The sequence below is a fragment of the Pararhizobium sp. genome, from assembly GCF_035497515.1.
In the GTDB taxonomy this organism is placed as follows: domain Bacteria; phylum Pseudomonadota; class Alphaproteobacteria; order Rhizobiales; family Rhizobiaceae; genus Pararhizobium.
The window spans coordinates 26252-47389 of the sequence record NZ_DATJDJ010000120.1 but is presented as its reverse complement, the minus strand read 5'-3'; the positions used below and the strand labels follow the sequence as shown (position 1 = coordinate 47389).

Below are 21138 nucleotides of genomic sequence, written 5' to 3'. Positions count from 1 at the left end.
GAGCCCGAAGCGTTCCCGCCTGAAACCCAAATTCACCCTCAAGTCTCTTATGAAACTCCAGAGCGAGTTCGTTGGTCGCCAGCAGCGCCGCCGCCCTCGTTGGTGAGCGGTTTATAGTCCCACCCCTCAGCCATAGTCAACGGCTTTTTTTAAAAAAATGACAGTTTTTTGACAAGGCCTTGTGCCGCAAGGCTTTGCTGCATTGCGACAATCGCATTCGGCTGCCGATAAGCCCTTGTATGAAGAGGAAATCACGACTTCGCCCTCACTTCTTCACATTCGGCGCCCTAAACAGGCCGTCGCAGATGTGTTGCCGGTGCTTCGCTGGCGCTCTTGAGGTCTATATAGAGGGGCGCGGCCACAGCCGGTCCGTTCTGTTTGACTCAAGGGCATGAAAGATGCACATCTTCGCACAATATACCGAGGCCACAATAAGAAACGGCGCTTAACCTAGGGACTCCGCTCGAATTGGCATGATCACGGACAAGACCATGATACGGTCGCTCGGCAACGAGCCCCCGATCCTTGCGGATGGACGCAGGGCACCCGATCGGCGCGAGATTTCCTTGCGCTGGCTTTCGGGCACGTTCCTTACCGGCATCACCTCCAGCCTTCTGATGGGGGTGGCGCTGTTTGCGGCCCTCGACGGGCGCCAGCAGCTGGCCATTCCGGCGGAAGCCTATGCGGCGGTGATGGATCCGTCCGCCCGCGGAAGCCAGCCGACCGCCGCGGCCAAGCGCGGCAACCGTGTCCTGACGCCGAACATCGTCGCCAAGCCATCCGATCGCACCATTCTCGAGGTCTCGACGATGACCCGGGACGGCGACAAGGAAGTGGTGCGCCGCCAGCCCTTCGCCCATGTGAAGATGACGCTTGCCGCCAACCACCAGGCGGCCGAGAAATATCCCTCCTTCGATCCGCTGGCGATCTTTTCCAGCGACGAGGCGCAGGCCACACCGCCGGTCAGCCGCACCGGCACGATCTACGGTTCCGACGTCGAATCCGAGGTGGCCCTGAAGACGGTGGATTTCCCCCTGAAGGGATCGACGCTGAAGTTCGCCCCCTCCATGTCGATGGACGAAGTCGAGGAGAATGTCCGCACCAACGGTTCCGTTCTGACCGACGGCAATACCCAGCTCGCCTCGCTCTTCTATGTCGATCCGCGCCGCTTTGCCTCCGATGCCTCCGATCTTGATCTGATCCAGGGGCTGTCGGCCCGCGTCGTCGAAGAGAACATGACGGTCTCGGCCTTCGAGAACACCACCGGCCAGACGGCGGAATATGCCGACGATGTCATCCCCGTGCGCCGGGCGACGCCGATCGCCGCCGTGCTGATCAATGCCGGTTACGGCAAGGCCCAGGCCGAAAATCTCGCCGGTTACCTGCGGCCGGCGCTCGATGCGACGGAATTGGAAGAAGGCGACGTCCTGCGCATCGGCATCATCCAGAAGGGCGAGAACGAGAAAGCCAAGGTCGTGCGCGCCAGCGTCTATTCGCGCGGCGCCCATGTCTTCACCATGGCGCTCGACGACGGCGGCAATTTCGTCAAGGGCTACGAGCCGGCACCGCTTGCCGCCGTTGCCAGCGCCTTCGACGATACCGGCACGCCGGCGATCAATGCGGGTCGCGACCTGCCGCGTGTCTATGACGGCGTCTATCGGGCCGCCCTGTCCTACGGCATGAATTCCACCATGGTGGCGCAGATCATCAAGCTTCTGGCCAGCAATGTCGATTTCCAGGCGCAACTGAAGCCGACCGACAACCTGGAGGCCTTCTTCTCGGTCGCCGACGAGAGCGGCAACGCGACGGACGACAGCGAATTGCTCTATGTCAACGCCAAATTCGGCGATGCCCAGACGAAGTTCTATCGTTTTCAGGACCCGGAAGACAATTCGATCGATTATTACAACGAGCAGGGCAAGAGCATTCGTCAGTTCCTGCTGCGCAATCCCGTGCCGAACGGCACGTTCCGTTCCGGCTTCGGCATGCGTCGCCATCCGATCCTCGGCTTCTCGCGCATGCACACCGGCGTCGACTGGGCGGCTCCGCGCGGCACGCCGATCATTGCGGCCGGCAATGGAACCGTCGAAAAGGCCGGCTGGGATAGTGGCGGCTACGGCAACCAGACGCTGATCCGTCATGCCAACGGCTATGTCTCGTCCTACAATCACCAGAGCACCATTGCCAAAGGCGTCACCGTCGGCGCCAAGGTCGTCCAGGGCCAGGTGATCGGCTGGGTCGGCACCACCGGCCTGTCGACCGGGCCGCATCTGCATTACGAACTGATCGTCAACGGCAACCGCGTCGATCCGCTGCGCATCCGCCTGCCCGGCGGAAAATCCCTTGATGGCCCGGCTTTGGCGCAGTTCGAGGAAGAACGAACCCGCATCGACGAATTGCTGGCCAAGGACAACGGCACCGCGGAAGTGGCCGCGGCGCAGTAGCCGGCACGCACATCCACCTATGCACCCGGCTTTCCGCTCAATATCGGGCAGTCAACATTCCCCAATCGCATCGAGTTCGGTCATGCTCCCCGATTGGCAGGCTCATCGGACTTTCTCCGTGACCAATCCGGCAACCGCCCGGCACCGGGACGCCCAACGCATCAAGATGACTCTGCACCATGTCGGTGATCACCCGGCCGGGTGACGGCTCCACCATCACGAACTGCCTGACCGCAACGGCTGCAATTCCATCGAGGTGGCCGGCCTTACGCACCATGGGCAGCGCCCGATCGACACGCCCCGGGTAACAATCTGTCGCTTCCAGAAGAGAATTGCTCCAGTCATACCAGGCAGGACATAACAAAAGGCCGCCCCGAAGGACGGCCTCTCTGTGTGCCACTGATCAAGCGGCCACCTTCTCCGCCCCACCCCGCAGCTTGAAGTTCAGCCGGTCGGAACCGGAGAAAGCCTTGATGGTCGAGCCGTCGGGGAAATTGCCCTGAAGGATCTGCTCGGCCAGCGGGTCCTGGACGTATTTCTGCACGGCCCGCTTCAGCGGACGTGCGCCATAGGCCGGATCGTAGCCCTTGTCGGCGAGGAAGGCGCGGGCCTCGTCGTCGAGTTCGAGCGTGATCTTGCGGTCGGCAAGCAGTTGCTTCAGGCGTTCCAGCTGGATGTCGACGATCGCCCCCATCTCTGCGCGCTTCAGGCGGTGGAACAGGATGATCTCGTCGACGCGGTTGAGGAATTCGGGGCGGAAATGACCGCGCACGACATCCATCACCTGATCACGCACCTGGTCGCTGTCATCGTTTTCGCCAAGCTGGGACAGATATTCAGCCCCGAGATTGGAGGTCATGATGATCATCGTGTTGCGGAAATCGACGGTACGGCCCTGGCCATCGGTCAGGCGGCCATCGTCGAGAACCTGCAGGAGCACGTTGAACACGTCCGGATGCGCCTTCTCGATCTCGTCGAACAGCACGACCTGATAGGGCTTGCGCCGCACCGCTTCGGTCAGCGCGCCGCCTTCCTCGTAACCGACATAGCCGGGAGGTGCACCGATCAGTCGGGATACGGAGTGCTTCTCCATATATTCCGACATGTCCATGCGCACGAGTGCCGTGTCGTCGTCGAACAGGAAGCGTGCCAAGGCCTTGGTCAGTTCGGTCTTGCCCACGCCGGTCGGCCCGAGGAAGATGAACGAGCCGATCGGACGGTTCGGATCCTGCAGACCGGCACGCGAGCGGCGAACCGCGCGCGAAACGGCCTGAACCGCATCACCCTGGCCGACGACCCATTTGCCGAGTTCGTCTTCCATCCTGAGCAGCTTGTCACGCTGGCCTTCGAGCATCTTTTCCACCGGAATGCCGGTCCAGCGGGAAACGACGTGGGCGATGTTGTCGGGGGTCACGACCTCCTGCACCATCGGGTTCAGCGTGGAATTGTCCTGGCTTTCGGATGCTTCCAGCTCCTTTTCCAGCTTCGGGATCATCCCATAGGCAAGTTCCCCTGCCCGCTGGAACTCGCCCTTGCGCTGGGCAATGGCCAGTTCGTTGCGCGCTTCGTCAAGCTGCTTCTTTAGATCGGCTGCAAGGCCAAGCTTGGACTTTTCCGCCTGCCAGCGCGCCGTCAGCGCATCGGCCTGTTCTTCCAAGCCGGTCAGGTCGAGTTCGAGCTTTTCCAGCCGGTCCTTCGAAGCGCGGTCGGTTTCCTTCTTCAGGGCCTCGCGCTCGATCTTCAACTGCATGATGCGCCGGTCGAGTTCGTCCAATTCCTCGGGCTTGCTGTCCACCTGCATGCGCAGCCGCGAAGCGGCTTCGTCCATCAGGTCGATCGCCTTGTCCGGCAGGAACCGGTCGGTGATGTAGCGGTTGGACAGCGTCGCAGCCGCCACCAGCGCGGAATCGGAGATCCGCACCTTGTGGTGCTGCTCGTATTTTTCCTTCAGGCCGCGCAGGATCGAGATCGTGTCCTCGACATTCGGCTCGTTGACCATCACCGGCTGGAATCGGCGGGCAAGGGCCGCGTCCTTTTCGACGTGCTTGCGATACTCGTCGAGCGTGGTCGCGCCGACGCAATGCAGTTCGCCGCGTGCGAGCGCAGGCTTCAGCAGGTTGGACGCATCCATGGCGCCATCCGCCTTGCCGGCGCCAACCAGCGTGTGCATCTCGTCGATGAACAGGATAATTTCGCCCGATTCCGCTTGTACTTCGGACAGGATCGCCTTGAGCCGCTCCTCGAATTCGCCGCGAAACTTCGCGCCTGCAATCAGCGCGCCCATGTCGAGCGCCATCAGCTTCTTGTCCTTGAGGCTTTCGGGCACGTCGCCATTGACGATACGCGCAGCCAGGCCCTCGGCGATCGCCGTCTTGCCGACGCCGGGTTCACCGATCAGGACCGGATTGTTCTTGGTGCGGCGCGACAGGACCTGGATCGTGCGGCGGATTTCATCGTCGCGACCGATCACCGGATCAAGCTTGCCGTCGCGGGCATCCGCCGTCAGGTCGCGTGCATATTTCTTCAGCGCGTCAAACCCGGCTTCGGCGTTCGCCCCGTCGGCGGTGCGTCCCTTGCGGATGTCGTTGATGACCTGGTTGAGCTTGGCCGCGGTCACGCCCGCCTTCGACAGGATGCCGGACGTCGCGGCCGACGTTTCAATGATCAGCGCCTGCAGCAGCCGTTCGACCGTGACGAAACTGTCGCCCGCCTTCTTGGCAGCTTCCTCGGCCGTAGTGAACACCTTGGCCAGCGGTTGCGATAGCGAGATCGAGCCATTGCCGCCAGATACTTTCGGAAGCTTGGCAAGCGCGCCGTCATTGGCGAGCTTCGCATCCTTGGCGCTTCCGCCGGCACGTTCGATCAGCGATGCCGCCATGCCCTGGTCGTCGTCGAGCAGGACTTTCAGCAGATGTTCGGGAACGAACTGCGGGTGCCCTTGCGCCAGCGCAAAGGTCTGGGCGGATTGGAGAAAACCGCGCACGCGTTCGGAGTATTTTTCAATATTCATCAGTCTACCTCCGGAAATCGGTCAGCCCGTTCATGGCACTGCCGACGGTTGGATTGAGGCCCCCTGAAAAGGCGGGCCCGTGTCTCGTCGTTACGCTGTCAAAAGACAGCCACGACAACTTGAGAGGAATATGGGTGCAATTTTTTGCAAATTAAAGAGGCGTTTCACCGTCGCAGCGAAATAGAATTCCTCCGGCCCGACCCTTGAAAAATCCCGTGTTGCGTCGCCGCGAAAACCCGGTTTATAAACGACACACTCACCACGGACCCGGTGCAATTCCGGGTGGCTCTTCTGGCCGCCGATCCGCCAGACAACGCACACCGGCATGTCCCGATAAAATCGCGCCACCGAGCGCTTGGCCATGCGTTGCGAGATCTCACTTCATGTATTTTTCATCCATCCGTCGGGATTGGTCCGCCAATCCCATCCGCGAAATGCTCGCCGGCGCGGTTGCGACCTTCGCCCTGATCCCGGAAGTCATTGCCTTCTCCTTCGTCGCCGGCGTCGATCCCGAGGTCGGCCTGTTCGCCTCTTTCGTCATCGGCATCGTCATCGCGTTTACGGGCGGACGCCCCGCGATGATATCCGCCGCCGCCGGCTCGGTGGCGCTGGTCGCCGCCCCGCTCGTCCATGCCCATGGCCTGCAATATCTTCTCGCCGCCGGATTGCTCGCCGGTCTCTTCCAGATCATCTTCGGCCTGCTACGGCTCGGCGTGCTCATGCGGTTCGTGTCCAAATCCGTACGAACCGGCTTCGTCAACGCGCTGGCCATCCTGATCTTTGCGGCGCAATTGCCACATATCATCGGTGGCGACTGGATGTCCTACGCCATGCTGGCTGCCGGCCTCGCGGTCATCTATCTCGCGCCCCGGATCACGACGGCCATCCCCTCGCCGCTGATCTGCATCCTCCTTCTCACCATCGCCGCCGTGACACTGAATCTTCCGGTCTTGACCATTGCCGATCTCGGAAAGCTTCCGGATTCGCTGCCGGTCTTCGGTTGGCCGACCGTTCCCATGACCATCGAGACCCTGAAGATCATCGCCGGTCCGGCGCTTGCCATCGCCATGGTCGGCCTGCTCGAATCGATGATGACGGCCAGCGTCGTCGATGACCTGACGGATACGCCGAGCTCGAAGAACCGGGAATGCACGGGCCTCGGTATCGCCAATACCGCCGCCAGCCTGTTCGGCGGCATTGCCGGTTGCGGCATGATTGGCCAGACGGTCAGCAATGTGAAATATGGCGGGCGGGGACGGCTCTCGACCCTGTTTGCCGGCGCCCTGCTGCTGATCCTGATGGTCCTGCTCAAACCTTGGGTGTCGCAGGTGCCGGTGGCCGCCCTCGTCGCCATCATGGTCATGGTCTCGATCGACACATTCGACTGGTCGTCGCTGCGCGCTCTGGTCGTTCATCCGAGGATGTCGAGCGCCGTCATGCTGGTCACGGTCGTCGTCACGGTGTTCAGCGCCAACCTCGCACTGGGCGTCGCCGTCGGCGTCCTCCTGAGCGGCGTGTTCTTCGCTTTCAAGGTCGCCCGCCTGATGCGGGTGGAGACCCTGCCGGACGCGGCGGCGGCAATGCTGACCTATCGCGTTACCGGCCAGATATTCTTCGCGTCCGCCGACGCGTTCATCGAATCCTTCACCCTCGACGAGGCCGAAGGGATGCGCGTTCTTATCGATGTCTCGCAAGCCCACTTCTGGGATATCACCGCCGTAGCGGCGCTGGAAAAGGTCGTCCACCGCTTCAAGGCCAACAGCATCACCGTCGATGTCGCCGGCCTCAACGAGGCAAGCTCGACCCTGATCGGCAGCCTCGACAATGCGCTGCCATTGAAGGAAGCCTGACCCGCCATCCCCCGGACGCAAAGCTGCTTCCGGGGTCAGACTGCTTACAAGCCCACAAGTCGGTTATTTGACGAAGCGGAATTCCACCCTCCGTCATCCTCGCCCGCGTGGCGGGGATCCAGCGACCCGACGTCCGTCGGGTCAAAAGACTCTTTTTGCCCAAAGGCTTCGGCGGCTGCATTCCTGTGATAAGCACAGGATGAAGAGGATGGCAGTTCCGGGGTTTTCCATCTTTCATCCAACTGGCTCTGACGCCGGTGTACTCCGCCGGCTCCATCCGCCCCGCCCTTTCCACAGGACGATACCCGTCATACCGAGAAGCAGGATTTCCGCCGCCGGCGTGGCGAACCAGATGCCGCTTTCGCCAAATGTCCGGGAGAGGACGATAACCAGCGGCATGGTGAAGAGATAGGGCTTCGACAGTCCGAGAACTGCCGCCCTCCCCGCATCGCCGATCGCCTGGAAATAAGCCCCGACCATCATCAAGGGGCCCGACAGGAGATAGAGCGCCACCATCACCGGCATGATCCGTGCGACCTCGCCGATGACGCTCACATCCCCAACGAAGACGGAGCCGATCGGCCCTGCAAGGCTGATCAGCAGGGTTTCGACAGCGATGCAGTAAACCAGTGCGACAACAACGCCGAGGCGTAATCCCCGACCGGCCCGGCCCCAGTCAGCCGCTCCGGCATTGTTTCCGACAATGGCCTGCATCGCCTGGCTCATGCCGAGCAGCGGTAAATAGGCGAAGGTCATGACGCGGGTGATGATGCCATAGGCCGAAACGATTGAATCGTAGCGGCCGCCTGCCACCAGTTGCAGCGATCCGATGACCGTCGCCGAGACCAGAGCAAGACCGATAAACCCGAGGCTTTGCGGCGCCCCGAGCGCCAGCATCCGGCCCCCCTGGTTGATCAACACGGAAAGCTTCATCACGCCGAACTGCAACGGCGTGCGTCCGAACAGACGGAAAACGCAGATCAAGACGAGCGCCAGAACCTGGGCCAGCGCCGTTCCGCTGGCGGAACCAGCAACGCCCCATTCGAGACCAACGATCAGCAGATAGTTGAACGCCATGTTTGCCAGCGAAACCGCAAGGCTCAGGATCGCCATCAGTCCCGTCTTGCCCTCGCAGCGCAAGGCATCCGCGTTGACGGCCAGAAGGAACTGCATCGGGCAACAAAACACGATGATCGCAATGTAGACATAGGCCATATGCGCAAGGTGTTCGTCGCCATTGGCCACGAGCAAAACCAACGCCTTCCCGAAGGCGGCAAACAGGATCACCGCAACAAGGCTGATCGCCAACGCCAATCCATGCGCCGCCATGAAGGTCTGCTGTGCGTCAGCGAAACGCCCCGCTCCCAGATGGCGGGCCAGCACGCTGGCCATGCCGCTGGCGACCAGTGTCGAGAGCGCCACCAGCAGCATGAACACGGGAAAGACGATCGTCACGGCGCCGACGGCATCCGGGCCGACGTAGATTCCGAGAAAGACAGCATCGACGACGGTCAAAAGACCGTTCATGCTCATCACGAAAATGATCGGCAGCGCCGTGCGGGCAAAAATCGCGCCCAGCGGCGCGGTCAGGTAGGCGTTCTGGCTGAAAACGTCTTTCGACATCCAACTCTCCTCAACATCGCATTTCGCACTGAAGGAGGGGGCTCGCATTGCCCACCACACGAAATGCATTCGAGGGCGAGAGATCGTCAAGGCCGGACTTCACCAGGACTGACGTCCGCGAGCGGCAGGTATCCGGAAACCTGGGGAAGCACCTACAGGCAAGCCCAGGGCGGGTCAAGCCTGATGCAAAAGCAAAAACCCGGCCGCAAGAGCGCGCCGGGTTCGCATAGGATATTCTGGGTCACCACTATCCGGAAACCCGGCTTGGCTTATTCGCCAGCAGCCTCGGCCAGAGCCGACTTGTCGCCGCCCTGATCACCACCTTCTTCACCAGACGCGGCGGCTTCGTCACCACCGTCTTCGCCACGGCGTGGCTGGCGGCGGGGACGCGGTGCGGTACGACGGCGCGTCGGGGCGCGGCCGGTCGGTGCTTCCTCTTCCAGCGAAACCTCGGCGGGCGTGCCTTCGATCACCGGCTGTGGACCGGAACCGTCGATGACGGGCTGCGGTGCCATTTCGGGACGTGGCTGGGCCTGCGCGGGGCGCGGCTGGCGCGGACGGTCCTGTTGGCGCTGGCGCTCCGGGCGCGGCTGGCGTTCCTGATCCGGCTGGCGTTCCTCATCCGGCTGTGTCTGCCGGTCCTGGTCCTGCTGGCGCTCACCCTCCGGCTGGCGGTGCTGCCGCTGCTGGCGCTCTGCCTGTTGATTGTGACGTGGCTGCTGCTCGACCTGCTGGTCCTGGCCGCCCGCGTTTTCCTCGGTGTCGCCCTGATCCATATCGTCGCCGCGCTCGTTGCCGTCGCGATCCTGATAGTCGTTGCGATCGTTATACTCGCCGCCGCGGTCGTCGCGCTGGAAGCGTTCCTGCATCTGCGCCTGGGCGCTCGCAATGATGCGGTTGTAATGCTCGGCGTGCTGGAGATAGTTCTCCGCCACGACCCGGTCACCGGAACTCTGGGCGTCACGGGCAAGGTTGCCATATTTTTCGGCGATGTGCTGTGCGGTACCGCGGATCTTCACGTCCGGACCGGAGCTATCATAGGTCCGGGTCAGCGGGTTCGAGCCCTTCCGGTTATGATTGTTGTTATTGCCACCGCCATTGTTGCTACTGGTGTTGGTATTGTTATTACGCCCACGGCCGCGCTTGTTCTGCTGTCCTGGCCTCATCGTTCACTCACCTGGATTCTCTTGATATTGATGATCTTGTGGCTTCGTGGCCCACCAGAAATTCCTCAAAAGGATTCCGGATCAGGCAGACACGCGCCGCGACCCAACCGCCTCATGGCGGTACCGTCGCTGGTTAAAGTCAAACTAACAGGTACCCGCACCAGGCACTGTCGAACCTTAGCAACTCTTTTGTGAGAGCAATCCCTGCGGCTAGGTCTGACCGGAACGAATCTCTGATCTTAGACCTTTTACCCGGTGCGTGAGGGTGAACCTAGCCCGCTTCCTCTTTGATTCCAAGCCTTTTCTTCATGGTCTCTAAAAAGAACCCGCCATTTTCACCCGGTTTTGCTGGGTTAAAGCAACAGTTCGAACAGGATCGCCCTGTCATTTCCGCCAAGGTCGCGCACACGGTCGATGGCCCGAAAGCCCTTGTCGGCAAAAAGCTGGCCGACGACCTGCATCTGGTCGTAGCCAATCTCGACCCCGACGACACCGCCAGGCGCCAGATGCGCGGCTGCACCGGCTGCGAGCGTGCGATAGGCATCCAGCCCATCGACGCCACCGTCCAGCGCCAAAGCCGGATCGTGATCCTTCACTTCCGGCGCGAGCGACGCGACGACCTCGGTTCTTATATAGGGTGGATTCGACACAATGATGTCGAACGTGCCGTTAATTTGTTCGAACCAGTCGCTTTCGATCCCCGTGAACCGCCCGTCGAGGCCGTTCCGCTCCGCGTTCGCCCGCGCCATCTCCACCGCGCCCACGGCAAGATCGGAGCCGACGCCGGTCGCTTCCGGCACAGCGCTGAGCAGCGCCAGGCAGATCGCCCCCGTCCCTGTGCCGAGATCGATGATCCGGCAGGAACCCTTTTCAGCCAGAATCCCGCGGGCAATCGGGATCAGCCCCTCGACGATCATTTCCGAATCCGGGCGAGGCTCCAGCGTGTCCTTCGACATGCCGAGCGTCAGTCCGTAGAATTCGCGCCAACCGAGGATGCGATAGACCGGCTCATGCGCCGCGCGGCGGGCAATGGCGTCACGGACACGCTGCGCATCCGCGGCAGATACCGGTTCGCTGCCACGCGCCATCAAGGCCACGGCCGGCAGGTCGAGCAGACCGCCGATCAGCACGCGCGCATCGAGCGCCGCCTCGCCGATATGCGCCTGCAGGAACCGGGTTTTCGCCTCGGCAAACAGGCTGTCGAGTGTATCGCTCATCCCTGGATCTCGCCCAACTGCGCCAGCTGGTCCGCCTGGTAGTCCGCGAGCAGCGCGTCCACCACCTCGTCGATCTCACCCATCATCATCCGGTCGATCTTGTAGAGCGTCAGGTTGATGCGGTGATCGGTGACGCGGCCCTGCGGAAAATTATAGGTGCGGATGCGCTCGGACCGGTCGCCGGAGCCGACCTGGCTCTTGCGCGAGGCGGAGCGTTCGCTGTCCGCCTTCTGCCGCTCCATGTCGTAGAGCCGCGAGCGCAAAACCTGCATCGCCTTGGCACGGTTCTGGTGCTGCGATTTTTCCGATGAGGTGACTACGATGCCGGTCGGCAGATGGGTGATGCGCACCGCCGAGTCCGTCGTGTTGACGTGCTGGCCACCAGCACCGGAGGAGCGCATCGTATCGATGCGGATATCCTCGTTGCGGATCTCGATATCGATATCTTCCGCTTCCGGCAAAACCGCGACGGTCGCCGCCGACGTGTGAATACGCCCTTGCGTCTCCGTATCGGGTACGCGCTGCACCCGGTGGACGCCGGATTCGAATTTCAGCTTGGAGAACACGCCGCGCCCGGTCACGGTCGCGATGATTTCCTTGTAGCCGCCGGCATCGCCATCGCTTGCCGACAGCACCTCGACCTTCCAGCCCCTGTCGGAGGCATAGCGCTCGTACATGCGAAACAGGTCGCCGGCAAACAGCGCCGCCTCGGACCCGCCCGTACCCGCCCGGATTTCCAGGATGGCACTCTTCTCGTCGGCCGCGTCCTTCGGCAGGAGCAGTATCTGCATGTCTTTTTCGAGCGTTTCGATGCGCTCCTCGATTTCGGGCTTTTCCATCTCGGCGAGGTCGCGCATCTCGCGATCAGTGGTGCGATCGTTCATCAGCGTGTTGACATCGGCAAGCTCGGCCAGCGCCTTTTCATACAGCCGGATCTTCGTCACCACCGGCTGCAGCTCGGAATATTCCGACGCCAGCTTCACATAGACATCCGCCGCCGGCCCCTCCGACATCCGCGCCTCGATCTCGCCAAACCGGCGCTCCAGCTCGCGCATTTTTTCAACAGGAAGTGTGGCCAATGTCTGCTCCGTCGGGACTTCGGCAGAACAAGCGCCAGTCCGATTCAATTGAGTTTGAGGAAAGTTTATCCCCTCTGTCACTTCGTGACATCTCCCCCACAAGGAGGGAGATCATTCATTTCCCTTATCTCGTCAGGGGCGCAAAGCGGTAGCGGCTTATCTTCCCTCTTGTGGGGGAGATATCACGAAGTGACAGAGGGGGTGAGCCAGCCGCACGCTCCAATGCCTATCCCTAAACCGGCACCCCGTGTTCCGTCGCGAACGCCAGCAGCTTCTCCCGCAGCGGCGTCAGGTCCTTGTGGTCGTCCAGCGCCGCATCCAGCATGGCCGAGAGCTTATCGAGATCGACGGCGAGCAGCATCGCCTTGACCGGGCCGACCGCCGTCGGCGACATCGAGACGGAGCGGTAGCCGAGGCCGAGCAGCGCCATGGCGGACAGCGGCTTGCTCGCCATCTCGCCACAGAGCGTGACGGATGTTTCGTTGCGATCGCCGGCACGGATGATGTCGCGCAGGATGCGCAGGAACGGGCGGCCAAGCACGTCGAAGCGATCCGACACCCGCGCATTGCCGCGATCGACCGCCATCGAGAACTGGAACAGGTCGTTGGAACCGACCGAGACGAAATCGACTTCCTGCATCAGTTCGTCGAGCTGCCAGAGAAGCGCCGGCACTTCCAGCATGGCGCCGAACTGCAGCTTGCGCGGCAATTGCTCGCCAACCTTCGACTGGCGCTGGATTTCCTTCTGCAGCAGTTCGCGCACGGTGCGCAACTCGGCCACTTCCGTCACCATCGGCAGCATGATGCGCAGTTCCTGGCCGGCGGAGGCCCGCAGCATCGCCCGCAACTGGGTGCGCAACAGGCCGGGGCGGTCGAGCGACAGGCGGATCGCCCGCCAGCCGAGCGCCGGATTTTCCTCTTCCGCCGCACGGAAATAGGGCACGACCTTGTCGCCGCCGATATCGAGTGTGCGGAAGGTCACCGGCTTGCCGGCCGCCTGCTTGATGACATTGCGATAGAAGGCTTCCTGCTCCTCCATCTTCGGCATGGTCGAGGCGATCATGAACTGCAGCTCGGTGCGGAACAGACCGATACCCTCCGCGCCGGATTCGGCGAGCTGCGGCAGATCGACCAGCAGGCCGGCATTCATCTGCAGCTTGATCCGCTTGCCGTCCTTGGTCACCGGCTCGATGCCACGCAGCGCCCGGAACTGCGCCTGCCGACGGGCGCGCAGCCTGACCTTTTCCTCGTATGCCCGCTGCAGGTCCGCCATCGGCCGCAGATGCACCTGGGCGCCATCGCCATCAACAATGATCGCATCGCCGTTCTCGGCCAAGGCCACGACACCCGCCGCCTGCCCCACCACGGAAATGCCCATCGCGCGGGCGACGATCACCACATGGCTGGTCACGGCGCCGTCTTCCAGCACCAGGCCGCGAACATTCTCGCGCGGATAGTCCAGCAGTTCGGCCGCACCCATGGCGCGGGCGACGACGATGGCGTCGGGCGGGAAATCGCTTGCCGACAGCCGGGCACCATAGCCGGTCAGCTGGCGCAGCAGCCGGTTGGCGAGGTCGTCGAAATCGTGCATGCGCTCGCGCAGGTAAGGATCCGTCAGCCGGATCATCCGCGCCTTGGTCTCGCTCTGCACCCGCTCGACAGCGGCTTCGGCGGTCAGCCCGTTGCGGATCGCCTCTTCGAGCTTGCGCACCCAGCCACGGTCATGGGCAAACATCCGGTAGGCCTCAAGCACGGCCCGGTGCTCACCCTCCATCGACACGTCGCGGCGCGACAGCATGTCGTCGATGGAAATGCGCAGGGATCCCAGCGCCTCCGCCAGCCGGCCGAGCTCGTGATCGGTATCGTCGTTCAACAGATTGGTGACGACGATGCGCGGCTCGTGCAGCACGACATAGCCGAGGCCGATGCCTTCGCCGAAACTGTTGCCCTCGATCGTCACCGGACGCGACAGGTCGAGTTCCAGTCCCGGACGGGTGAGCTTCTTCAGTTCCCCGGTCGCCACCATCTCGGCGAGCACCATCGCCGTCGTTTCCATCGCCTCGACCTCGTCGTCGCGATAGGTGCGGCTCGCCTTGTTCTGCACGACGAGAACGCCGAGCGAGCGGCCGGTGCGCAGGATCGGTACGCCGAGGAAGGAATGGTAGACTTCCTCGCCGGTCTCCGGCAGGTAGGTGAAGGCCGGATGCGCCTGGGCGTCCGAGAGATTGAGCGGCCGGGCGGAAGCGGCGATCGTGCCGACAAGGCCCTGCCCCATCTGCAGTTGCGCGAGATGGACGGCATCCTTGTTCAGGCCTTCGGTGGCATAGAGTTCGAGCACGCCGTCGGAGCGCAGCACGTAAACCGAACACACTTCCGCGACCATGTTCTGCGCGATCTGGCGGACAATCTGGTCAAGTCGCTCCTGCGGCTCGAGCGGTTCCGCCATCAGTTCGCGCAACCGCTTGAGAAGGACGCGTGGACCCGCAGAGAGGTCTCTCATCGCGCAACGCCTCCGTATCTGAAATCATCAAGGGCAGATAGCAATCGCCCCGGCATTATCAAGCGCCGGAAGCGACCGCAACTGCGTCGCTTAACTCTTATCCAGACCGTAGACGGAATGCAAAGTACGAACCGCCAATTCGGCGTAAGCACCGTCGATCAGGATAGAAATCTTGATTTCCGAGGTGGTGATCGCCTTGATGTTGATGCCTTTTTCAGCAAGTGCGCGGAAAGCGGACGCGGCCACGCCCGCATGGCTGCGCATACCGATGCCGATGACCGAGACCTTCACCAGGCCCGATTCGTTCTGGATGACGTCGAAGCCGATCTTTTCCTTGGATTCGTTCAGAACCTTCAGGGCCTTGTCGACATCGCTGGAGGGGACAGTGAAGGTCATGTCGGTCTTCGAGCCGTCTTCAGAAATGTTCTGGACGATCATGTCGACATTGATGTGGCTTTCGGCGAGCGGCCCGAAGATCGCGGCCGAGACGCCGGGCCGGTCGGCCAGGCGCCTGAGCGAAATCTGTGCTTCATCCTTGGCATAGGCGATGCCGGTGACGACTTCCTGTTCCACGATCTCTTCCTCATCACAAATCAGCGTACCGGGCGGATTGTCGAAATCGCCCATGCCCGGCGCGTCGGGGTCTACGAAACTGGAGCGCACGAAGGTGCGGACCTTGAATACCATGGCAAGCTCGACCGAGCGCACCTGCAGGACCTTGGCCCCCAGCGAGGCCATTTCCAGCATTTCCTCGAACGCGATCTTCTTCAGCCGCTTGGCCTTCGGCTCGATACGCGGGTCGGTGGTGTAGACCCCATCGACATCGGTATAGATATCGCAGCGATCGGCCTTGATCGCGGCCGCGATTGCAACCGCCGACGTATCCGAGCCGCCGCGACCGAGCGTCGCGATCCGGTTGTCGGGGCCAAGCCCCTGGAAACCGGCGACGACAGCCACCTGACCCTCGCCAAAACGGCGGATCAGTTCGGAACCATCAATCTCGAGGATGCGCGCCGCGCCATGGGCATTGTCGGTCCTGATCGGGATCTGCCAGCCCTGCCAGGAGCGCGCATTGATACCGATATTCTGCAGCGCCAGCGCCAGAAGACCGGACGTCACCTGCTCGCCGGAGGCAACGACGGCGTCATATTCTCGGGCATCATGCATCGGCGAGGCATCGCGCGTCCAGGCCACCAGTTCGTTGGTCTTGCCCGACATGGCCGAGACCACGACAGCAACCTCGTGACCGGCATCGACTTCCCGTTTCACATGGCGGGCCACATTCCTGATGCGATCCATATCCGCGACGGACGTGCCGCCGAATTTCATCACGATGCGTGCCATATGCCTCTACCGGTATTGCCTGCTGCGCCAAGGGGTTCGCGCCAGTGAAAGAAGTTGGCGGTCTCTTAGCGAAATTGGGGGCGGGGTGCAATGGCGGAGGAACACGCACCGTTCACCTTGCCGCACGCGCCTGTAGCGATCAGGCGCGTGCGGCGCTGTGCCACTTCAAATGTGCTGCACAATCTTTAAATCGATTCCGATTGAAGGATTATGCAGTAGTTTCGTCGTGGCCTTTGACCTTGCTGAAAACGACATGCAATTTTTGAACCGTCGCAGTCAAAGTGCGGCTCAAATTGCTGTTTGGCTTTAACGCAATTCACAAATGTTCACGCCTGTCACACCCCCGTCATCAAACCCTGCTCCTGTCCCTGCGACCAACAGGAACGCGACCCGATGATCGACCAACTCGACCGCATCAAGGCGGAAATTGCTGACAGCTTTGACGAAGAGCTGGAAATGCAGATGGAAGAGGACCGTCTTGACGAGATGGTCGCCGAGGGCATGTCCGGTCCGGCCGAGCCGACGCTGGAGCGCAAGACCTATTTCCGCGAACTGTTCCGCCTCCAGCATGAACTGGTGCGCCTGCAGGATTGGGTCCAGCACAAGAAGCTCAAGGTCGTCGTCCTGTTCGAAGGCCGCGATAGTGCCGGCAAGGGCGGCGCCATCAAGCGCGTCACCCAGCGCCTCAATCCGCGCGTCTGCCGCGTCGTCGCGCTGCCCGCTCCGACCGAGCGCGAGCGCAATCAGTGGTATTTCCAGCGTTACGTACCGCATCTGCCGTCATCAGGCGAAATGGTGCTGTTCGATCGTTCCTGGTACAACCGCGCCGGCGTCGAGCGCGTCATGGGCTTCTGCACGCCCGAGCAGGTCGAGGAATTCTTCCGCGACGTGCCGGAATTCGAACGCATGCTGGTCCGCTCCGGCATCATCCTCATCAAATACTGGTTCTCGATCACCGACGAGGAACAGGAATTCCGCTTCCAGATGCGCATCCACGATCCGCTGAAACAGTGGAAGCTCTCGCCGATGGACCTGGAAAGCCGCATCCACTGGGAAAACTATACCAAGGCCAAGGAAGAGATGCTGGCCCGCACCCATATCGAGGAAGCCCCCTGGTGGGTCGTCCAGGCCGTCGACAAGAAGAAGGCCCGCCTCAACTGCATCGCCCATCTCCTGGCCCAGATCCCCTACGAGGATGTGCCCAAGCCCGAACTCGTCCTGCCCGACCGCATCCGCCACGACGACTACACCCGCCACCCCGTGCCCGCGGACATGTACGTGCCGGACGTATATTGATCGCAGCGGGTTCTGGCTGATCTCCCCCTTGCGGGGGAGATGTCAGCGAAGCTGACAGAGGGGGTGATGGCGGCAGATTCCGGTTATCGTTCGCCCCTTATCCTACCCCCGCGCCCGCAAACGAGGAGAGGGGCAGGATAAGGGGCTGTCACAACGATGCAACCTTTGGCATCCGAACACCGTCTTACCCCGTCGCGCGCCCCGCATTCCGCGCCACCATCGCCAGATACGCCGCCTGCAGTTCCGCAAACACCGAGCGCTCCGGCATTGGCGCACCGAGATGCAGCGCTCGCAACTCCTCCATGAACGCCTGCCACATCTGCGGCCCGCCGTTTTCCAGAAGCTCGGCCCGGATCGAGAGTTCTTCCGAGGCCGGGGTGTGCCGCCGTCCCCAGGCGCCCATCTGTGCCAGCAGTGGCACGAGCTGGATCGATGGCTCCGTCAGGCTGTAGATGCCCTTCTGCTTGTGGCTCGGATCGTCGGTGCGCGACAGCAATCCACCCTCCGTCAGCCGCTTCAGCCGGTCGGCCAGCACGTTCGAGGCTATGCCTTCTTCCGATTGCGTGAGAAGCTCGCGAAAATGCCGACGATTGCCGAACATCAGGTCGCGGATGACGATCAGGCTCCAGCGGTCGCCGAGCATTTCGAGAGTGAGATTGATCGGGCATCCCGACCGGTGTGCAGCGTCCATCGTCAACCTTTCGTCAAACTGCTTGCAACATAAGAGCGGTTAGACTACAAAACAACCAGTTGCATATTGAAATCAGTTTGGGAGGATACAATGACGTTGCAGCTCTTCGCCCACCCCTTCTCGTCCTACTGCCAGAAAGTGCTGACCGCGCTTTACGAAAACGATACACGCTTCGAAATGCGCGTGCTCGGACCGGACACGCCCGATGTCGCCGCCGAATGGTGCGCGCTCTGGCCGATGAAACGCATGCCGTTGCTGAAGGACGGCGATGAAACCGTGATGGAGGCAACGGTGATCATCGAATATCTCGGGCTCCACCATCCCGGCCAAACCCGCTTCCTGCCCTCTGATCCCAAGGCGGCGCTCAAGGCCCGGATGATGGACCGCTTCTTCGACAATTACATCATGACCCCGATGCAGAAGGTCGTGTTCAACCAGCTCCGCCCGGAAGCGGATCGCGATGCCTACGGTGTCACCGAAGCGAAGTCCATGCTCGACGATGCCTATGGCTGGCTGGACGGCGCAATGTCCGGTTCCGAATGGGCGGCCGGAGACACGTTCGGCCTTGCCGACTGCGCCGCCTGTCCCTCGCTCTTCTATGCCGACTGGGTGCACCCGATCCCGGACACGCTTGTCCATGTCCGCGCCTATCGTGCCCGCCTGCTCGCCCGGCCGTCCTTTGCCCGTGCCGTCGACGAGGCTCGCCCCTATCGCGACTTCTTCCCGCTCGGCGCCCCGGATCGGGATTGACACGTTCCTGATCGATGGGCGGGCCGAACATTTCGTCTTCAGACGGCGAATATACCCCAAACGGGTGAATCCAGCATCGTCGAATCACGCTAGTGTCGCCTCCGTGAATGCGGCGCGACCTGAACCACCCCGTCCTTCGCGGCGGGGTGGAGTCTGGCTGAAAACAACCATTTGGGCCAGTACAATCCCATAACACGCTGAAAATATGCGATAAGTTACTTCTCCCACTGATGGTCGCGTTCCTCGCGAGCCTACCGTAGCGCCCGTTTCCGCCCCTCCGCCGGCCGGCATTGGCCCTAGGTCCAACTATCTCTGGCCGCGAATTTGGTGGAACCTTCACGTGGAAAAACGTGCCGGTATTTGTAATCCGATTGACCTCGGAGACAAGGATGCCGCGATCGCTTGGCCCCAAAGAATTGCGTGATCGATTGGAACAGTGGAGAGTATCATGGCCATCAGGAACGTATTCCCAGATGATGTCTGGAACGCAGCGGTAAAGGCGCGGACAAGCGTTTCGGAAGAATATTTCGAGGATCATTCGGCGATCGTCATCGCCCGCGCCATCCTCGCGGAACGCAACCGGTGCGCGGACCTGATGGCCCGCAAGGATGCCGACCGGCAGATGTTCGTCAGCTCGGAAATCGCCCTGCGATAGGCCTGCGGCAGACGCCGGAGATAGACAGGGTGGCTTGGCCGCGCATACAGCGCCGCGCGTCAAATATGACGCGCAAAGGTCGCTGTAGCACTTTAAACATGCTGCATGATTTTCTCCTCAAATCGATTCCGATTTGAGGAATTATGCAGCAATGGCAGGGCGGCCACAGCGCTCCCGTCGCATGGTCAGGCTGCGGCCTCGGTAAAGCGCAGCACCACCTCGAAGCCATCCCCCCGGCCCGTCGCCGGAGACAGGACCTCGAAACCGACATTCATCTGCTGCAACAGCCGTTCCGCGATCGAAAGGCCGAGCCCGGAGCCGGGCGCAACCGTGCTGCCGCGGCCGAAGCGTTGGCGGATCGTCGCCATTTCGTCCGCCGACAGCAGCGTCGCGCCATTGACGATGCGCACGACGCCCCCCTGCTGCAAGTGAATATCCACCGGCTCCTCGCCGCGGCCATGCAGTACCGCGTTCTCGATCAGGTTGCGCAGCACGATGGCAAAGGCATCCTCGCTGTAATTGCCCTTCAGCGATGCACCGGCCTCGCGATGAAGCCGCAGGCGCTCCGGCCGGGTCACGGCGCGCTTGAAATCGGTGACCACCAGTTCCAGCACCCGCGCCAGATCGACGCTCTGCGTGCCGCCGCCAATGCCGGCTTCCGCGCGGGCCAGCTGAAGCAGTTTTTCCGTCGTGTGGCGCAGGCTGATCAGCGAGACCTCGATCTGCTGGGCGCGCCGTTTGCCGGGGCCATCCAGTTCGGCGATCAGCATCTGGGTCTGCGCCAGCGCGCCGGCGATCGGCGTGCGCAGTTCATGGGCGCTGTTGGCCGTGAATTCGCGTTCGGCATCGAAGGCCGATTGCAGCCGGGACAGCAGGCGGTTGACCGAGCGAGCGATCGGGCGGAGTTCTCGCGGCAGCGTGGTGGAAGGCACCGGCGCCATGTTGCCGCCGTCTTTTTCCTCGATTGCCTGTCGCAGGTCGTCGACGGGGGCCAGCGTCTTGCGCACGATCCGCCAGATCAGGAGAACACTAACCGGAATGAGCAGCAAGACCGGCAGGAACAGGGCAAGACTGCCCTCCACCAAGGCCTCTGAACGGTTTTCCAGCGCATCGGCCACCTGCACGAAGATTTTGTCGCCGGGAGCTGGCGCGGTGAAGAAGCGGTAGGCATCATTGGTGAAGAAGCCGCGCTTCAGCGGCACCTCGAAATGCTCGGCCGGCGCGTCATGCGATCGGAAGAGAACATCGCCGGCATCGTTGCGCACCTGGTAGACCAGATATTCCTCGCCCGCATCGTCAGTCCCGTCGCGCTGGGGATAGGCCTGCCCCTGGCGCCGGTCCAGGTCGTCGACGATCAGCGGCACCAGCCGCTCGGCCGTCTCCTGCAGCGAACCATCGAAGATTTCCCCGAATTCGTCGTGCATGACGGAAGCGCCAAGGCCGGCGGCAATCAGCCAGAAGGCGGTGGCAGCCCCCGTCAGCCAGAGGATCAGGCGCCGTGTCATGCTCTGCC

The 21138-nt window shown here is 62.2% G+C and carries 15 protein-coding genes and 1 other annotated feature; of the genes, 5 read left to right on the top strand and 10 right to left on the bottom strand.

The genetic code is table 11. The annotated features are described in order from the left end of the window. Window positions 1-473: 473 nt before the first annotated feature. Window positions 474-2444, top strand: a complete 1971-nt coding sequence (locus tag VL202_RS12935; RefSeq protein WP_325464520.1) for a M23 family metallopeptidase — start codon at window positions 474-476, stop codon at window positions 2442-2444. Between the two features lie 37 nt (window positions 2445-2481). Here VL202_RS12935 and VL202_RS25965 read toward each other — a convergent pair whose 3' ends face one another. Next, entirely contained in the window at window positions 2482-2721 is a 240-nt protein-coding gene (locus tag VL202_RS25965) for a hypothetical protein (protein WP_414692851.1), read from the bottom strand. Between the two features lie 126 nt (window positions 2722-2847). Next, window positions 2848-5454, bottom strand: a complete 2607-nt coding sequence (clpB, locus tag VL202_RS12930) for an ATP-dependent chaperone ClpB (protein ID WP_325464519.1) — start codon at window positions 5452-5454, stop codon at window positions 2848-2850. Window positions 5455-5714: 260 nt separating this feature from the next. Next, window positions 5715-5770 (top strand) — a sequence feature (sul1 is cis-regulatory element that is thought to sense ions involved in sulfur or methionine metabolism; They are found in Alphaproteobacteria). Window positions 5771-5837: 67 nt separating this feature from the next. Between clpB and VL202_RS12925 the strand changes: the two genes are divergently transcribed. Further along, window positions 5838-7304 (top strand): SulP family inorganic anion transporter, encoded by a 1467-nt coding sequence (locus VL202_RS12925; RefSeq protein ID WP_325464518.1) that lies wholly within the window; start codon window positions 5838-5840, stop codon window positions 7302-7304. A gap of 234 nt (window positions 7305-7538) precedes the next feature. Here the strand turns inward: VL202_RS12925 and VL202_RS12920 are convergent, their stop codons facing one another. From VL202_RS12920 to VL202_RS12895, 6 genes are all read right to left on the bottom strand, one after another. Further along, complete coding sequence (locus tag VL202_RS12920; protein ID WP_325464517.1) at window positions 7539-8927, bottom strand: MATE family efflux transporter; 1389 nt, start codon at window positions 8925-8927, stop codon at window positions 7539-7541. A gap of 269 nt (window positions 8928-9196) precedes the next feature. Then, window positions 9197-10093 (bottom strand): DUF4167 domain-containing protein, encoded by an 897-nt coding sequence (locus VL202_RS12915; RefSeq protein ID WP_325464516.1) that lies wholly within the window; start codon window positions 10091-10093, stop codon window positions 9197-9199. 353 nt (window positions 10094-10446) lie between these two features. Then, window positions 10447-11310: a peptide chain release factor N(5)-glutamine methyltransferase gene (gene prmC, locus VL202_RS12910; RefSeq protein ID WP_325464515.1), complete on the bottom strand. Its 864-nt coding sequence runs from the start codon at window positions 11308-11310 to the stop codon at window positions 10447-10449. Then, window positions 11307-12389, bottom strand: a complete 1083-nt coding sequence (gene prfA / locus VL202_RS12905) for a peptide chain release factor 1 (protein WP_325464514.1) — start codon at window positions 12387-12389, stop codon at window positions 11307-11309. Before prfA ends, prmC begins: the two co-directional genes overlap by 4 nt. Before the next feature lie 232 nt (window positions 12390-12621). Next, window positions 12622-14889, bottom strand: a complete 2268-nt coding sequence (gene ptsP / locus VL202_RS12900; protein WP_325464513.1) for a phosphoenolpyruvate--protein phosphotransferase — start codon at window positions 14887-14889, stop codon at window positions 12622-12624. Between the two features lie 90 nt (window positions 14890-14979). Next, window positions 14980-16233, bottom strand: a complete 1254-nt coding sequence (locus VL202_RS12895; protein WP_325464512.1) for an aspartate kinase — start codon at window positions 16231-16233, stop codon at window positions 14980-14982. A 393-nt stretch (window positions 16234-16626) separates the two neighbouring features. Here VL202_RS12895 and ppk2 point away from each other — a divergent pair, with 393 nt between their 5' ends. Continuing rightward, window positions 16627-17529, top strand: a complete 903-nt coding sequence (ppk2, locus tag VL202_RS12890; RefSeq protein WP_325464511.1) for a polyphosphate kinase 2 — start codon at window positions 16627-16629, stop codon at window positions 17527-17529. Window positions 17530-17713: 184 nt separating this feature from the next. Here the strand turns inward: ppk2 and VL202_RS12885 are convergent, their stop codons facing one another. Beyond that, on the bottom strand, window positions 17714-18220 hold the full coding sequence (locus VL202_RS12885; RefSeq protein WP_325464510.1) for a helix-turn-helix domain-containing protein: 507 nt from the start codon (window positions 18218-18220) through the stop codon (window positions 17714-17716). 90 nt (window positions 18221-18310) lie between these two features. On the opposite strand from VL202_RS12885, the gene VL202_RS12880 reads away from it, so the two are divergent. Both VL202_RS12880 and VL202_RS12875 read left to right on the top strand, forming a co-directional pair. After that, window positions 18311-18970, top strand: a complete 660-nt coding sequence (locus VL202_RS12880; RefSeq protein ID WP_325464509.1) for a glutathione S-transferase family protein — start codon at window positions 18311-18313, stop codon at window positions 18968-18970. Window positions 18971-19418: 448 nt separating this feature from the next. Continuing rightward, window positions 19419-19625 (top strand): hypothetical protein, encoded by a 207-nt coding sequence (locus VL202_RS12875; protein WP_325464508.1) that lies wholly within the window; start codon window positions 19419-19421, stop codon window positions 19623-19625. 185 nt (window positions 19626-19810) lie between these two features. On the opposite strand, the gene VL202_RS12870 is transcribed toward VL202_RS12875, so the two are convergent. Continuing rightward, the gene (locus VL202_RS12870; RefSeq protein ID WP_325464507.1) at window positions 19811-21130 is read right to left on the bottom strand and encodes a HAMP domain-containing sensor histidine kinase; all 1320 of its coding nucleotides are present in this window, start codon (window positions 21128-21130) and stop codon (window positions 19811-19813) included. Between the last annotated feature and the right edge of the window lie 8 nt (window positions 21131-21138).

What these genes read in the sequence shown, in the direction of transcription:
- VL202_RS12935 (WP_325464520.1), top strand. Translation starts at nt 474, where the DNA reads ATGATCACGGACAAGACCATGATACGGTCGCTCGGCAACGAGCCCCCG.
- VL202_RS25965 (WP_414692851.1), bottom strand. Translation starts at nt 2,721, where the DNA reads ATGGTGCGTAAGGCCGGCCACCTCGATGGAATTGCAGCCGTTGCGGTC.
- clpB (WP_325464519.1), bottom strand. Translation starts at nt 5,454, where the DNA reads ATGAATATTGAAAAATACTCCGAACGCGTGCGCGGTTTTCTCCAATCC.
- VL202_RS12925 (WP_325464518.1), top strand. Translation starts at nt 5,838, where the DNA reads ATGTATTTTTCATCCATCCGTCGGGATTGGTCCGCCAATCCCATCCGC.
- VL202_RS12920 (WP_325464517.1), bottom strand. Translation starts at nt 8,927, where the DNA reads ATGTCGAAAGACGTTTTCAGCCAGAACGCCTACCTGACCGCGCCGCTG.
- VL202_RS12915 (WP_325464516.1), bottom strand. Translation starts at nt 10,093, where the DNA reads ATGAGGCCAGGACAGCAGAACAAGCGCGGCCGTGGGCGTAATAACAAT.
- prmC (WP_325464515.1), bottom strand. Translation starts at nt 11,310, where the DNA reads ATGAGCGATACACTCGACAGCCTGTTTGCCGAGGCGAAAACCCGGTTC.
- ptsP (WP_325464513.1), bottom strand. Translation starts at nt 14,889, where the DNA reads ATGAGAGACCTCTCTGCGGGTCCACGCGTCCTTCTCAAGCGGTTGCGC.
- VL202_RS12895 (WP_325464512.1), bottom strand. Translation starts at nt 16,233, where the DNA reads ATGGCACGCATCGTGATGAAATTCGGCGGCACGTCCGTCGCGGATATG.
- ppk2 (WP_325464511.1), top strand. Translation starts at nt 16,627, where the DNA reads ATGATCGACCAACTCGACCGCATCAAGGCGGAAATTGCTGACAGCTTT.
- VL202_RS12885 (WP_325464510.1), bottom strand. Translation starts at nt 18,220, where the DNA reads ATGGACGCTGCACACCGGTCGGGATGCCCGATCAATCTCACTCTCGAA.
- VL202_RS12880 (WP_325464509.1), top strand. Translation starts at nt 18,311, where the DNA reads ATGACGTTGCAGCTCTTCGCCCACCCCTTCTCGTCCTACTGCCAGAAA.
- VL202_RS12875 (WP_325464508.1), top strand. Translation starts at nt 19,419, where the DNA reads ATGGCCATCAGGAACGTATTCCCAGATGATGTCTGGAACGCAGCGGTA.
- VL202_RS12870 (WP_325464507.1), bottom strand. Translation starts at nt 21,130, where the DNA reads ATGACACGGCGCCTGATCCTCTGGCTGACGGGGGCTGCCACCGCCTTC.